We start from the raw sequence: 14,246 nt of genomic DNA, 5'->3' as shown, positions 1-14,246 counted from the left end.
TTTATGGCAATCGTGACGGCGCTTTATTAACGCCTGGCATCACGCGGCCGGCGGGCAACGCCGGGCGCAATCATTAGAATGGGCCGAAACCCCTGTGTCAAGCGGGGTTGAGCCTGATTTGCGAGGATTTCGAGGAGGCTTCCTATAACAAAATGTTGCGGCGAATGGATGCACGCACAACCAGTCGGCGGGCGCACTGCGGCTTTGCTCAATAGGTGGGAAAACGCGCTGCACTGATGCTTGACGAAAGTCGCGCGGCCAATAAAAAACCCGCGGCCGTGACCGCGGGTTTTCTTCAAGCAAACAGCTTCGCTACCGACTGTCTTAGTGCTTTACGACTTCCGTTGCTGCGGCGTCTTTGCCCGGTTCTGCCGCGACCGGCGCAGCAGGCTTCGGCTCTTCTTCCGGCAACGCCGTCGGCACGCGTTCGAGCGCCAGTTCGAGCACCTTGTCGATCCAGCGGACCGGCACGATCTCGATCGCGTTCTTCACGTTGTCCGGAATCTCCGTCAAGTCCTTGACGTTTTCTTCCGGAATCAGCACCAGCTTGATACCGCCGCGATGCGCCGCCAGCAGTTTCTCCTTCAAGCCGCCGATCGGCAGAACTTCGCCACGCAACGTGATTTCGCCCGTCATTGCGACATCGGCGCGCACCGGAATTCCGGTCAACACCGACACCAACGCGGTCGTCATCGCGATACCGGCAGACGGACCGTCTTTCGGTGTCGCGCCTTCCGGCACGTGAATGTGAATGTCCTGCTTCTCGAACGCTTCGTCCTTGATGCCGAGACGGCGCGAACGCGAACGAACCACCGAGCGTGCTGCCTCGACCGATTCCTTCATCACGTCGCCGAGCGAACCTGTACGGATCACGTTGCCCTTGCCCGGCATTACCGCGGCTTCGATGGTCAGCAGATCGCCGCCCACTTCCGTCCACGCAAGACCCGTGACCTGGCCAACCTGATTTTCCTTCGCGGCCAGACCAAAGTCGTACTTGCGCACGCCGAGGAACGTATCGAGATTGCTGCCGTCGACCTTCACCGCGCCTTCCGCCTTCTTCAGCAGAAGCATCTTCACGACCTTACGGCAGATCTTCGAAATTTCACGCTCGAGCGAACGCACGCCCGCTTCACGCGTGTAGTAACGAATGATGTCGCGGATCGCGGTTTCCGTCACATCGACCTCGCCATCCTTGAGGCCGTTGTTCTTCTTTTGCTTGGGCAAAAGATAACGTTGCGCGATGCTGACCTTCTCGTCTTCCGTATAGCCCGACAGACGGATCACTTCCATCCGGTCGAGCAGCGGCGGCGGAATGTTCAGCGAGTTCGACGTCGCCACGAACATCACGTCCGACAGATCGAAGTCGACTTCGACGTAGTGATCGGCGAACGTATGGTTCTGTTCCGGATCGAGCACTTCGAGCAGAGCCGACGACGGATCGCCGCGGAAATCCTGGCCCATCTTGTCGACTTCGTCGAGCAGGAAGAGCGGATTGCGCACGCCGACCTTGGTCAGGCTTTGCAGAATCTTGCCGGGCATCGAACCGATATACGTACGACGGTGACCGCGAATCTCGGCTTCGTCGCGCACTCCGCCGAGTGCCATACGCACAAACCTGCGGTTCGTGGCGCGAGCGATCGACTGACCCAGCGACGTCTTACCGACACCCGGAGGCCCAACAAGGCACAGGATCGGCGCTTTGACCTTGTCGACACGTTGCTGGACCGCGAGATACTCGAGAATACGTTCCTTCACTTTCTCGAGACCGAAGTGGTCTTCGTCGAGCACGCGTTCCGCATTGGAGAGGTCGTTGTTGACCTTGCTCTTCTTGCGCCACGGCAAGCCGATCAGCGTGTCGATGTAGTTGCGCACGACGGTCGCTTCGGCCGACATCGGCGACATCAGCTTGAGCTTCTTCAGCTCGGCGTCGGCTTTCTTCTTGGCTTCCTTCGGCATGCGGGCAGCGGTGATGCGCTTCTCGAGTTCTTCGAGGTCCGCACCTTCTTCGCCTTCGCCGAGTTCCTTCTGGATCGCCTTGACCTGTTCGTTCAGGTAGTACTCGCGCTGGCTCTTTTCCATCTGGCGTTTCACACGCCCACGGATGCGCTTCTCCACCTGCAGGATGTCGATTTCGGCTTCGAGTTGCGCGAGCAGATGCTCGAGTCGCTCGATCACCGGGAACATTTCGAGGATGTGCTGCTTCTGGTCGAGCTTGAGCGGCAGATGCGCCGCGATCGTGTCGGCCAGACGACCCGCTTCGTCGATACCCGACAGCGACGTCAGAATCTCCGGCGGAATCTTCTTGTTCAGCTTCACATACTGATCGAACTGCGACACGATCGCGCGGCGCAGCGCTTCAGTTTCAGCGCTGTCGGCATGGTCGGGTTCGAGCGGCATGACTTCGCACGAGAACTGCGTTTCCTGTTCTTCGATGGAAAGCGTTTTCGCTCGCTGCAAGCCTTCGACGAGCACCTTCACGGTGCCATCGGGCAGCTTCAGCATTTGCAGGATGTTGGCGACACACCCCACTTCGTACATGTCCTTTTCGGTCGGCTCATCTTTCGCAGCCGTTTTCTGGGCGACGAGCATGATGTGCTTGCCGCCTTCCATCGCTGCTTCGAGAGCCTTGATCGACTTCGGGCGGCCTACGAAGAGCGGAATCACCATGTGCGGGAAGACGACTACGTCACGCAGCGGGAGCAGCGGGAGCGTAATGCGTTCCGGCGGAAGGAGTTGGGTTCCTGACATTTCATTTCCCCATGAGTGGAATCAGTTCGTTCGATAGGTGAGGCCAGCAGAAAAGATTGCAAGCCTCCGCGTGTGGGAAAAGTTCAGTGACTCCGAAGGTTCAGTGACTCCATAGTGAAAACAACCAGCCTGACCACACGATAAACGAAAAAAGCCGTTCACGTTGCCATGAACGGCTTTTTTTGCAGAACCCGAAAGCCGATCAGTTCGAACCCGCCACTTTGGGCGCGTCTTCGTAGATCAGTAGCGGTTTGCCGTCGCCGTCAATCACGTTGTCGTCGATGATGACCTTGCTAACGCCTTTCATTTGCGGCAGGTCGTACATCACATCAAGCAACGCCTGTTCCAGGATGGAGCGCAAACCACGCGCGCCGGTCTTGCGACGAATTGCCTTACGTGCGACAGCTTGCAGCGCGGCCGGACGAATTTCGAGCTCGACGCGTTCCATGTTGAACAGCTTGTGGTACTGCTTCACCAGCGCATTCTTCGGTTCGACGAGAATTTTCATCAACGCGACTTCGTCGAGCTTGCCGAGCGTGGCCACCACCGGCAGACGGCCGATCAGTTCGGGAATAAGACCGAACTTGATCAGATCTTCCGGTTCCACTTCGCGCAGCACTTCGCCGGCGTCGCGGTCCTGCTTGCTCTTCACGCTCGCGCCAAAGCCAATGCCGGTCTTCTCGGTACGATCGACGATGACCTTTTCGAGGCCGTCGAACGCGCCGCCGCAGATGAACAGAATGTTGGTCGTGTCGACCTGGATGAAGTCCTGATTCGGGTGCTTACGGCCGCCCTGCGGGGGCACCGACGCCATCGTGCCCTCGACCAGCTTCAACAAAGCCTGCTGCACGCCTTCGCCCGAGACATCGCGGGTGATCGACGGGTTGTCGGACTTGCGGCTGATCTTGTCGATTTCGTCGATGTAGACGATGCCGCGCTGGGCCTTGTCCACTTCGTAATTGCAGTTTTGCAGCAGCTTCTGAATGATGTTTTCGACGTCTTCGCCGACGTAGCCGGCTTCTGTCAGCGTGGTTGCATCGGCAATCACGAACGGGACGTTCAGAAGGCGCGCGAGCGTTTGCGCGAGCAGCGTCTTACCGGAACCGGTCGGACCGATCAGCAGGATGTTGCTCTTGGACAGCTCGATCTCATCTTTCTTGTCGAGATGCTTGAGGCGCTTGTAATGGTTGTACACCGCGACCGCGAGAATTTTCTTCGCGCGTTCCTGACCGATCACGTACTGGTCGAGGATTTCACGGATTTCCTGCGGACTCGGCAGATCGGACTTCGACAAGCCCGCCTCGATGCCCGCGCCTGCAGCCTCATCACGGATGATTTCGTTGCACAGGTCGATACATTCATCGCAAATGAACACCGACGGGCCGGCAATCAGTTTTTTGACTTCATGCTGACTCTTGCCGCAAAACGAGCAATACAACAGCTTTTCGCTGTTAGAACCTTTCTTGTCCGCCATAGATGTGTGAGCCTCCGGACACTCGATTACATGATACGCCGTTTGCCCTGGCCTCGCAGTTTGCGCGGGGCCGGGCTTGAGCCAAGGTGACGGCGTTTGCCGCAGGCACTCGGACGAAGTTTGATTATTTCACAACCGATCCGGCTGCGTTTTTGCCCCATTCCGGGGCAAAAACGCACCATTTCAAGGACGCTTGTGCGCTACCTGGTCGACGAGGCCGTAAGCTTGCGCATCGTCGCCGGACATGAAGTTGTCGCGGTCGGTGTCGCGTGCAATACGCTCGACCGGCTGGCCGGTGTGATGCGCGAGCAGATGATTCAGCCGCTCCTTCAAATACAGGATTTCGCGCGCCTGAATTTCGATGTCCGACGCCTGGCCGCGCGCGCCGCCGAGCGGCTGGTGAATCATCACGCGCGAATTCGGCAGAGCAAAACGCTTGCCTTTGGCCCCCGCTGCCAGCAGGAACGCGCCCATGCTGGCCGCAAGACCCATGCACAGCGTAGACACATCCGGCTTGATGAACTGCATCGTGTCATAAATCGCCATGCCCGCCGAAACCGAACCGCCCGGGCTGTTGATATAGAAGCTGATGTCCTTGTCGGGGTTCTCGCTTTCGAGGAACAGCATCTGCGCGACGACGAGATTGGCCGTCTGGTCATTCACTTCACCGACCAGGAACACGATCCGTTCCTTCAGCAGACGAGAATAGATGTCGTATGAACGCTCGCCCCGGCCGCTCGTTTCCACGACGATCGGCACCAGTCCGAGCGCCTGCGCTTCGAGATCCCGCGACGACTGGGAGGTCAACGTGTCCAGCATTTGAGCGCGAAAGGTCATGCAGTAGATCCTTGTCTGAAATATTCTAAATATTAGATGCTGGACAGGTGCGGCCGACAACCCCGTATTCAAGTGCGATCAGTGCATGCGCGCCGTGCAACACTAAACAAAAACGCAATACACAACTACAGCACAAAAAAACGGCGTGCGGGCCGTCGCTCCGACAGCCGGCACGCCGTTGCAGCGACGCTTACGCTTGCGCCGTTGCGCTTGCCAGTTCTTCGAAGCTCACTTCCTTGTCCGTCACCTTGGCCTTGCTGAGAACGAAATCGACGACGTTGGCTTCAACGACGTACGCTTCCATTTCGGCAAGACGTTGCTGGTTGGAATAATACCAGCGGACGACTTCCTTCGGGTCTTCGTAGCTTTTGGCGAACTCGTCCACTTCGGCACGAATCTGCTCCGGCTTGGCCTGCAGGTCGTTGGCCTTGACCAGTTCGGCCAGCACGAGGCCCAGCTTGACGCGGCGCTCGGCCTGTTCCTTGAACATCGCAGCCGGGATCGGCGCATCTTTGGCGTTCGGTACGCCGCGTTGCTCCAGATCCTGACGCGCCATTGCGACGAGGCGTTCCTGATCCTGTTCGATCAGCGCGTTCGGCACGTCCAGTTCGGAAATCTTCAGCAACGCGTCCATCACCTGGTTCTTGACGATGGCCTGCGTGCGGCGCTTTGCTTCGCGTTCGAGATTGTCTTTGATCTCAGCGCGCATCTTGGTCAGATCGCCGTCTTCGATGCCGAGCGACTTCGCGAATTCAGCGTCGATTTCCGGCAGATGCGGCCACTCGATCTTCTTCATCGTGATCGTGAATTGCGCTGTCTTGCCGGCGACTTCCTTGCCGTGATAGTCCTCAGGGAACGCCAGATCGAATTCCTTCGATTCGCCGACCTTCAGGCCCGTGGCGGCCTTTTCGAATTCCGGCAGCATGCGGCCTTCGCCCAGCACGAACGCGAAGTCGTCGGCGCTGCCGCCCTGGAACACTTCACCCTCGATCTTGCCGATGAAGTCGACCGTTACGCGGTCGCCTTCTTTCGCTGCCGTGTCGCCGCCGCCGTCACCGTGCTCGCCGGCTTCGCCACGAGCGTGGAAGTGCACGCGCTGCTTGCGCAGGATGTCCAGCGTGCGGTCGATTTCCGCTTCGCTGATGGTGGTCGTGGTGCGCTCGATTTCAGCCGTGGCCACGTCGCCCAGCTTCACTTCCGGATACACCTCGAACGTCGCGTCGAACGCGTAGTCGCCTTCGGTGGCGTCGGACTTCGGCGCGAAGCTCGGCTGACCGGCGACGCGCAGGTTTTCGGTGCGGCTGATGTCGAAGAATTCCTTGCCGACCTTGTCGCTCAGCACTTCGGCTTCCACCTGGCCCGAATACTGTTGCGTCACCATCTTGAGCGGCACCTTGCCCGGGCGGAAACCCGGCATGCGCACGTTCTTCGCGAGTTGACGGATACGCGAGTCCACTTCCTTCTGCACGGCGTCCTTCGGCAGGGAAATCGTGACGCGGCGTTCGAGCTTGCCGAGGTTTTCAACAACGTTAGCCATGGCTTCAATCGTCCTAAAATTATTCGAGCGAATCAGTTATCTTCTCCGTGCCGCTTGTCGATCTCGTGCGACGTCGCGTTTTTTGGTCGCGTTTAGGTCGCTTCGCTTCGATTGCGCGCCTGCGCCGCGGGCTTGCAGGCCGCCGGCAGCACGGTTGGGTCCAAAGAGCCGAATATTTTAGCAAACTATTTGCGCGCCTAGCCGGGATTCGATGAATGCGCGCATTTTTGTCGAGGTTTTGGCCGGATTCCGGCCGCTTTCCATGCTGTTTCGCACCCGTTTGCGCACTGTTCCAGTGCGGCCGGGGTGCCGCCCCGCTGTTGCGCTGCGCCTGTCCGGACGAAGTTTTCCTAGCGACTTTGCTTTAGCTTGTCTGCACGAACTCCCGCCGACCTCGCTTCAATCACCAGCTGCCGGCAAAAGCAGCAGCCCTCGCCGCGCAGGCGCCCAGCCGCCGTCAATGCCGGCTATGCCATTCGACATATTCAGTCGGCGCGCCCATGCTGATAAGCTAATGGACGCGCTTGGGGCTGCGCCTTCATCTCTCCGTTTCACCCGCCCTCGCAACGATTCCAACCAATCAGAGACACCATGCCGAATTCGCCGTCCTCGCCCGTCGTCGTCATTGCTCCCGATTCCTTCAAAGGCTCGCTCAGCGCGGAACAGGTCGCGCAGGCCATCGCAGCGGGCATCAAGCGCGCCTGTCCCGCCGCGGAGGTGCGCATCTGCCCGATGGCCGACGGCGGCGAAGGCACACTCGACGCCATGCTCACGAGCGGCGGCGAACGCCGCACGCTCGGCGTGCGCGGCGCCGCCGGTCCGGTGCGCGAAGCGCTCACTGGCCTGCTCGCCGACGGCAGCGCGATCATCGAAACGGCGGAGGTCGTCGGCATTACGGATCCGGTGGGAATGGGCGTGCCGGTGGAGGCGCGCAGCACACGCGGCATGGGCGAGGCAATCGGCGCGCTGATGGACGCCGGCGTGCGGCGCTTTTTCGTCGCGCTCGGCGGCAGCAGCACGAACGACGGCGGCGCGGGCCTGCTGGCCGGCCTCGGCCTCAAGCTGTTCGACGCACAGGACAACGAGCTCGACGCCACGCCCGAACAACTCGCGCGCCTCGCGCGAGTGGACGTGTCGCAGCTCGACGCGCGTCTCGCGAACACGCAGTTCGTCGGCATGTCGGACGTGGACAATCCGCTTACCGGCGAACACGGCGCAACGGCGGTATTCGGTCCGCAAAAGGGTGTGAAGCCGGAGCAGGTTGCCACGATCGACGCCGCGCTCGCCCGCTTCGCCGATCTGCTCGAACCGGCGCTCGGCCGCACGGCGCGCGAACTGCCCGGCGCGGGCGCGGCCGGCGGCCTCGGCTTCGCGTTGCATATGCTCGGCGCGCAGTTCGAACCGGGTGCGGAAACCGTCGCACGGCAAATCGGTCTGGACGCCGCGCTCGAAGGCGCCGATTGGCTCATCACGGGTGAAGGCCGTTCGGACGTGCAAACGCTCCACGGCAAGGCGCCCTTCATCGCCTGCCGTCATGCCCAGGCAGCAGGCGTGCCGGCCACGCTCCTGTCCGGCGGGGTCGACTCAGCCGCCTTGCCGCGCCTCGCCGAATATTTCAGCGGCTGCTTCTCGCCGGCGCCCGGCCCGATCACCCTCGAAGTCGCGATTCGCGACGCGGCGCGGCTGTTGGCGGACGAAGCCGAACAGTTGACGCGCCTGAAATACGGCATGCGTTGACCGGCAAGGCGGTTGCGGCAACAATCACAGCGCCGCGACCGCTCACACACTACGGGAAGACCATGAAGGACGCCAAAGCTGGGCTCGAACAGTTCCTGACGTACCGTCTGCATGTCCTCAACAAACTCGCCGAACGCGGCATCAGCGAACGCTATCAGACCAAGCTCGGCGTGACCTTGCCTGAAGCGCGCGTGATTGCGTCGGTGGGATCATTCGGGCCGTTCTCGATCATGGAACTGGCAAGGCATGCCAATCTCGACAAGAGCCAGGCAAGCCGCGCCGCCGAAGCGTTGATCAGGCAAGGACTCGTGAAACGCGAGGCAAGCGCCGAGGACGGCCGCGTCGTGCTGGTGTCGCTGACGCCCGAAGGCCGCGCGCTGTATCGAAAGGTCATGCCGATCGCGCGCAAATGGAACGGCGACATGTTCGACTGTCTCGACGAGCAGGAAAAACTCGACTTCGGTCACGCGCTCGACAAGATCATCGGCACGATGACGGCGCGCGAGGAATGATCTGCGCGCCGTAGGCGGCGCTGAATTCAGCGCTTGCCTTCGCCCTGCCCGTCGGCGTCGCCCGGGATGGGCGCCGGGTTGGACGCACTAGCTGCCGCGCCCGCGGTGGATGCGGGGTTGGACGCCGGGTTGGACACACTAGCCGCCGCGCCCGCGCGGCCGGATTCCGTCGCCGCACCCGCAACGCCCGCTCCCGCAGACGCGCCGGGCCCAGCACCCGGCGCACCGCCCGCCGGCACACGAGCACTACGTGCGAGCCGCCACGCGATCGCTGCAAGCGCACCCACGGCCAGCAGCAATGCCGCCCACAGCAAATAGCGGCGCATCGCATCCGGATCCCTCGCGGACTGCGCCCTCGCGGCCTGCTCGGGTGACAGCGCCTCACCCAGGCGCGCCGTCGCGGGGACCGTTGAGGCGCCCATCAAGAGATCATCCCGGCTCGCCGCCGACGACACCGTCGTCGCGCTACCCACCGCCAGGGTGAACGGCGCGGTCCCACGCGCAACGAACGTCAGGACCGCCGGGCGCCAGCCCGCGGCGACGGTCAGTGTGCCGCTGCCGAGTCCGCCGTTGCGCGGGTCGACCACTACACGCCACTGGCGATCCGTGTCGGGCGTCAGTTCGAGCGAAGGATTGCTTTGCTCCACGTCGCCGTTGTGCAAGCGGAACAATGTCGCGCCCGCCACTTCGCGCCATGGCGTATCGAGGCCCGTGCGCGAATAGACGAGCGCAGGCGCAACGGTATTCGGCTGAGGCAGGTTCAGCCGTAACCGGTCGACGGGATACGGGCCGCCGGTACTGAAAAAATACTCGCCGGGTTTCGGTCCCGCGTGGGCGACGATGCCTTCGCGCCATGCCCGCTCCGCGCGCTGCGCGGCGTCGGCGGCAAGCGGCTGAATCTCCATGTCCAGCGACTCGACATACGGCGTGCCGTCGAGCCAGCGCAAACGCAGGTAGCGCGCGCGATTGCCGTCCAGTTCGATCCGGTCCTGACTCAGCGTGCTGCCGTTGTAGCTGACCTTCAGCAGTTGCGCATCGCCCGCGGGTTGCCAGTGACGCAAATCGTCGCTCGATTCGACCGTGACGCGCCCCTGGTAATTGTCGTCGCGCAGATGCACGAGCAACGCGGTCACCCGGCTTGCATGCGACGCGTGTCCGAGGTCGATCAGGTCCGTGTCGTGTTGCGCGCGGGACGGTGGCGCCGAGGTCGCGCGCAGCGAACCGTCGGCGGCGATCGTCACGCCGAGCGGTGCGGCGGAACTGCTGGCGGCCACGGGCGGCAACGGAAACCAGCGCACCGGACGCAGCGTGGGCGGCGTGCGCGGCGGCTCGCGCGGCGCATCGAGCGAATACGGCACGGGCTCGCCCGTGCCGTTGAAGACACGCACGTCGCCGAGATCGTGACGCTGGCTCGCCGCGTAAACGGCCGCCGGCAGCGTCACGCTGTAGTACGCGGCGCCTTCTTCGAATTGCAGCGCGAAATGCTGCGCGAAGTCGTCGGCGGCGATGGCGGGCGCGGGCGCCCAGATCGCCGCGATCGCGAAACACCAGCCGGTGAATGTAAAGGCACGCTTCATTGCTTGGATTCCACGACCAGAGCCTTAGGCGGTAACGGTGAGAAGTAGCCGATCAGCAACAACATCAAACCGATGCCGATAAACGAAACGATTCGCTCGATCCCGGTCACGTGAGACAGATCGAACAGGAACAGCTTGACCACGGTCGCCGCCAGCAGCGCGCCGCCGATGAACCAGAACATCCGGCTCGCCCGGCGTGTCGCCCAGATCATCATGGCAAGCGCGCACACCGTCCAGAATACCGATATTGAAGCCTGTACGAGCATCGAATGTGACATCGTCTCGAACTCGTACGGCACGCCGGTCCAATGATGCAGCGTACGCAGCAGCATCGCGTTCAGCCAGACGAATCCGGTCGCGCCGGCCGCTACTTGCAACGGCACGCGATATTCGCCGATCGGCACGCCGAGCCGATGAATCCGCATGAGCCAGAACGCCGCCAGCGCGAACACCATCGCCTGCACCAGATCGAGCGGATTGAGCAACGGCAGACGCGCCCACGCGCCGCCGTCCTGCGTCAGGTTCGCGAAGAACGTCCATATCCACATCACCAGCACGAGCGGCGTCGACGCAATCGCGCACAGCCGCACGATACTGTCGCGGCGCGCGAGCCACAACCCGGCGAATGCAAACGCGCTCCAGCCGACCAGAAACACCTGCTGCAGACTGAACGAGGCGAGCACCGCGCCGACATCGTACGCCGTGTGAAAACGATGATGCAGCGTGCGCAACAGCAGCGCATTGAACCACAGGAACAGCGTGGCGAGCACCAGATAGTCGAACGCTCGCGGATGCCATTGCACGCCCAACGCACGCAGTCTGCGCAGCCACACAGCGCCGGCGACGAACGCGAGAATCTGGGCGACGTCGAGCGGATTGAGGATCGGCAGCCACACGAGCGGCGCGGCGCTACCGTCGCTCGTCACACTCGCGATACTCCATGCCCACAGCAGCACGGCGAGCGGCGCGGCGGCCCACACCTGATACGCCCGCATGAAGCGCGCGACCGGCCAGCGCAGACGGTGCCCGGCGCCCGCCAGCAACAGCAGCGGCACACCCAAGCCATACGCCCACGCGCTCCAGCTCCATGCGCCTTCGGGCACGTAAGCCCGCAAAGCCCAATAGCCTTCGAGCGCGGCAAGCGCGCCGGCCGTCCAGAACATCAGCGTATGCAGCGGCGCGAGCACGATATCGCTGACGTCGCGCTGCTGGCGCCGCAGCAATCCGTACGCCGAAAGTGTGGCGAGCGCGCCAACCAGCCAGCCGTAGCCGCTCAACGGCGCCATACCTAACGTAAAGAGCTCGACCGTGAGGAGCGCGAGAACCGGCACGAACGCCAGCGCCGGCCATTCGGCGAGCGGCCAGCGCAGCGCGCGGCGCGCGCCGTGAGCGAACCACGCTGTCAGCACGGCGAAGAGCGCGACGGCGGCCGTCTCGTAACGGCTGTGTTCTAAGCCGGGACGAGCGTTCACGTACGCATGGATTTCGTGCAGGCCGCCGAAGGTCCACCACGACAAACCCCACACGCTGGCAACGAGGCCGATCCGCGGCATCCACACGTGCCACTCGCCTGCTTCGCTGCGGCCGTGCAAACGCCATCCCGTGAAAATGCCCGCGAGCGCGATCAGCACGGACGCGACGTAGGCACCGTTCAGAACCGGCAAGACGCTCGCGTCGTGAGTCTGCGCGATCGTGCCGACCGCGTAGGCGCCCGCCGCGGCCAGTTGCAGCAGCAGGCCGAAACCGAACGCGCTCACGCGCCGCTGACGCACGGCGAGCCAGCTGATCGCGGCCCCTTCGATGGCCCAGGTCGCGCTCGTTGTCGGTCCGGTGAACGCGAGCGGCACGGCGAGCGTGGCAAAGATCACCGCCAGCGCGAGCATGGCCTCGAACATCATGCCGAGGCGTTCCCGGCGCCGCGAGAGCCAGCCCGCGACCGCGAGGTAGAACGCGGCGAGCGCCACCGCGCTCCATGCCAGCCCGAACCCGGTGTTCCTCATCAACGCGGCTTGCAGGCCGATCGCCACCAGCGGCGTGCCGAACACCAGCGTGCCGTCGACGTAATGCTTGAGGGCGATTTCGCGCCGTACCGCGTAGAGCAGCGCGATGCCGACGTACATCAGGAAAAACAGAATCAGGAACGGCTCGGTGCTGGCGAGCAACGCGGGGCGGTAAGCTATCGCGCCCCACGCGGCGCCGATCGAAAACGTGAACACGAAGCCGAGCAGATTCAGCGGGCGCCACGCCTTGAACCAGGCGATCGCGAAGATGCCGGCATTGAGCAGCGCGTAGTAGCCGAACAGCATGACGTGACTGCCGCCGCCCGTCGACAGCAATATCGGCGCGAGAAAACCGCCCGCGCTGCCCATGAAGGCCAGCGACGAAGCGTTCTGGCGGACCGCCAGGAATGCACTGAGCGCGCAGATCGCGACCATCAGCGGAAAGGCCGCGCCCGCCGGCAGCAAGTGATACAGCCGCGTGGCCGCGAAGACGGTCAGATACAGCGCGCCGACGCCGCCGCCTTGCAGCACCAGCCCATACGCGCCGCGTCGCTCGCCGATGCGCCAGCCGAGCACGATCAAGGCGGTCGCGGCGAGCGCCACACCGGCGAGGCGGAATTCGATCGGCAGCAGGCTGTTATCGGCGGCGTATTTGAGCAGGAAGGCGATGCCGAAAAACAGCACGATGATGCCGACCCGCACGACCGTGTTGCCACCTAGAAGCCAGTCGCGGCCGGCTTTGAAGACGCGCTCGGTGAGACCAGGGCCGCGAGGAGGCGCGGGTGGTGAAGGCGGAACGGGAGGCTGCGACGCGGACACCTCGGGCGGCGGATTTGCCGTCCGCTCATTGGCAGGCGGGATCGCATAAGGACTCGACGCGGCATCCGACGGCGACCGCTCGAACGTTGCCGCGTCGGCGACCTGCGCATCAGCATCCGTCGCGCCCTCGACGCCGCCCGCACGCAACTGACGAATCTCGCCGCGCAACGCGACGATCTCCCGCTCGAGCCGCTCGACGCGCGCCGCCAGTTCGCCCGGAGGATTCCAGCTGTCAGTGGCGGCCGGTTTGGCCGCGGACGGCGTCACGGCATCCGCGGACTTCTTTTGCCGCAGACGCGAAAACGCAAAACCAGCCACCGCACCCAACAATGCGCCGAGGCTGATCGAGAAATCGTTCGACAAGGCGGCCAGCATGCCGACCACCGCGCCGAGCACAGTCAATATCACGCTCATCGCAGCCCTCTTTTTTATTGTGTTCTGTAGCGAGATTTATTTAATGATGCGCCGATTATTCCGCGAGTATTTCGCAAACGATACGGCGAAAATCGGCGCGCAGAATACCATGCAAATCGCGCTTTCGAGCCAACAATAAAGTGAATGGCGCATATGCAAAAATGCTTGATGATTTTTCCGACCGCACACAGCCGCGTATCGGCGTCCGCTCACGGAAAGCGGCCAACCATGTCAAAATTCGCCACCGGCCGTCGGGCCATCCCTCTCCCACATTTCATCCAAGGAAGTTGCAGTGGACATCAACAAACAGGTCGCGGCCCTCACCGCTTCGGAACTTCAGACGGCCGGCGCGAGCCAGGCCACGGCGATTGCGGTCAGCGTGCTGCTGCGCCATCTGCGTTCGCCTGAGCTGGCGAAGCTGTTGTCGTCGGCGTTCGAAAACCATCAGGCGGTCATGCTGCAAACGCCGTGGCCCGAGCCGATGCTGCAGGCGTTCGAGTCGACCCGCCGGTTTCTCGAAGGCGCCGCGCAAGCGGACCTGCCCGGCGCGCAAGCGCCTGCGCAAACGCCGGACGCCTGAGCGCGGCGAGG

Annotated in this window: 9 protein-coding genes; 3 read left to right on the top strand and 6 right to left on the bottom strand. The window is 62.9% G+C overall.

All coding sequences use genetic code 11. The features are described 5' to 3' along the window. Positions 1–324 precede the first annotated feature (324 nt). The 4 genes from lon to tig all read right to left on the bottom strand — a co-directional run bounded on the left by lon (position 325) and on the right by tig (position 6,596). Positions 325–2,748: an endopeptidase La gene (gene lon / locus B0G82_RS15740; protein WP_121307890.1), complete on the bottom strand. Its 2,424-nt coding sequence runs from the start codon at positions 2,746–2,748 to the stop codon at positions 325–327. Positions 2,749–2,950: 202 nt separating this feature from the next. After that, the gene (gene clpX / locus B0G82_RS15735) at positions 2,951–4,222 is read right to left on the bottom strand and encodes an ATP-dependent Clp protease ATP-binding subunit ClpX (protein WP_007182009.1); all 1,272 of its coding nucleotides are present in this window, start codon (positions 4,220–4,222) and stop codon (positions 2,951–2,953) included. Between the two features lie 183 nt (positions 4,223–4,405). Then, positions 4,406–5,059: an ATP-dependent Clp endopeptidase proteolytic subunit ClpP gene (clpP, locus tag B0G82_RS15730; RefSeq protein ID WP_007182010.1), complete on the bottom strand. Its 654-nt coding sequence runs from the start codon at positions 5,057–5,059 to the stop codon at positions 4,406–4,408. 190 nt (positions 5,060–5,249) lie between these two features. Next, the gene (gene tig / locus B0G82_RS15725) at positions 5,250–6,596 is read right to left on the bottom strand and encodes a trigger factor (protein WP_106283481.1); all 1,347 of its coding nucleotides are present in this window, start codon (positions 6,594–6,596) and stop codon (positions 5,250–5,252) included. A gap of 591 nt (positions 6,597–7,187) precedes the next feature. On the opposite strand from tig, the gene B0G82_RS15720 reads away from it, so the two are divergent. Then, positions 7,188–8,333 (top strand): glycerate kinase, encoded by a 1,146-nt coding sequence (locus B0G82_RS15720; protein ID WP_121307889.1) that lies wholly within the window; start codon positions 7,188–7,190, stop codon positions 8,331–8,333. Between the two features lie 62 nt (positions 8,334–8,395). Continuing rightward, positions 8,396–8,845 carry a MarR family transcriptional regulator gene (locus B0G82_RS15715; protein ID WP_116119484.1) on the top strand — a complete coding sequence of 150 codons (450 nt, stop codon included), beginning with the start codon at positions 8,396–8,398 and terminating at the stop codon, positions 8,843–8,845. Between the two features lie 26 nt (positions 8,846–8,871). Here the strand turns inward: B0G82_RS15715 and B0G82_RS15710 are convergent, their stop codons facing one another. Beyond that, positions 8,872–10,422, bottom strand: coding sequence for a DUF3999 domain-containing protein (locus B0G82_RS15710; RefSeq protein WP_121307888.1), 1,551 nt, complete (start codon positions 10,420–10,422; stop codon positions 8,872–8,874). Next, on the bottom strand, positions 10,419–13,655 hold the full coding sequence (locus tag B0G82_RS15705) for a DUF2339 domain-containing protein (protein WP_121307887.1): 3,237 nt from the start codon (positions 13,653–13,655) through the stop codon (positions 10,419–10,421). Before B0G82_RS15705 ends, B0G82_RS15710 begins: the two co-directional genes overlap by 4 nt. A 292-nt stretch (positions 13,656–13,947) precedes the next feature. On the opposite strand from B0G82_RS15705, the gene B0G82_RS15695 reads away from it, so the two are divergent. Then, positions 13,948–14,235: a hypothetical protein gene (locus tag B0G82_RS15695; RefSeq protein WP_121307885.1), complete on the top strand. Its 288-nt coding sequence runs from the start codon at positions 13,948–13,950 to the stop codon at positions 14,233–14,235. The last annotated feature ends 11 nt before the right edge of the window (positions 14,236–14,246 follow it).

Source organism: Paraburkholderia sp. BL17N1 (assembly GCF_003634175.1).
In the GTDB taxonomy this organism is placed as follows: Bacteria; Pseudomonadota; Gammaproteobacteria; order Burkholderiales; family Burkholderiaceae; genus Paraburkholderia.
This window is presented reverse-complemented; position numbering and strand designations above follow the sequence as displayed.

Excerpts from the sequence above, each read along its gene's own strand:
- lon (WP_121307890.1), bottom strand. The coding sequence starts at position 2,748 with ATGTCAGGAACCCAACTCCTTCCGCCGGAACGCATTACGCTCCCGCTG.
- clpX (WP_007182009.1), bottom strand. The coding sequence starts at position 4,222 with ATGGCGGACAAGAAAGGTTCTAACAGCGAAAAGCTGTTGTATTGCTCG.
- clpP (WP_007182010.1), bottom strand. The coding sequence starts at position 5,059 with ATGACCTTTCGCGCTCAAATGCTGGACACGTTGACCTCCCAGTCGTCG.
- tig (WP_106283481.1), bottom strand. The coding sequence starts at position 6,596 with ATGGCTAACGTTGTTGAAAACCTCGGCAAGCTCGAACGCCGCGTCACG.
- B0G82_RS15720 (WP_121307889.1), top strand. The coding sequence starts at position 7,188 with ATGCCGAATTCGCCGTCCTCGCCCGTCGTCGTCATTGCTCCCGATTCC.
- B0G82_RS15715 (WP_116119484.1), top strand. The coding sequence starts at position 8,396 with ATGAAGGACGCCAAAGCTGGGCTCGAACAGTTCCTGACGTACCGTCTG.
- B0G82_RS15710 (WP_121307888.1), bottom strand. The coding sequence starts at position 10,422 with ATGAAGCGTGCCTTTACATTCACCGGCTGGTGTTTCGCGATCGCGGCG.
- B0G82_RS15705 (WP_121307887.1), bottom strand. The coding sequence starts at position 13,655 with ATGAGCGTGATATTGACTGTGCTCGGCGCGGTGGTCGGCATGCTGGCC.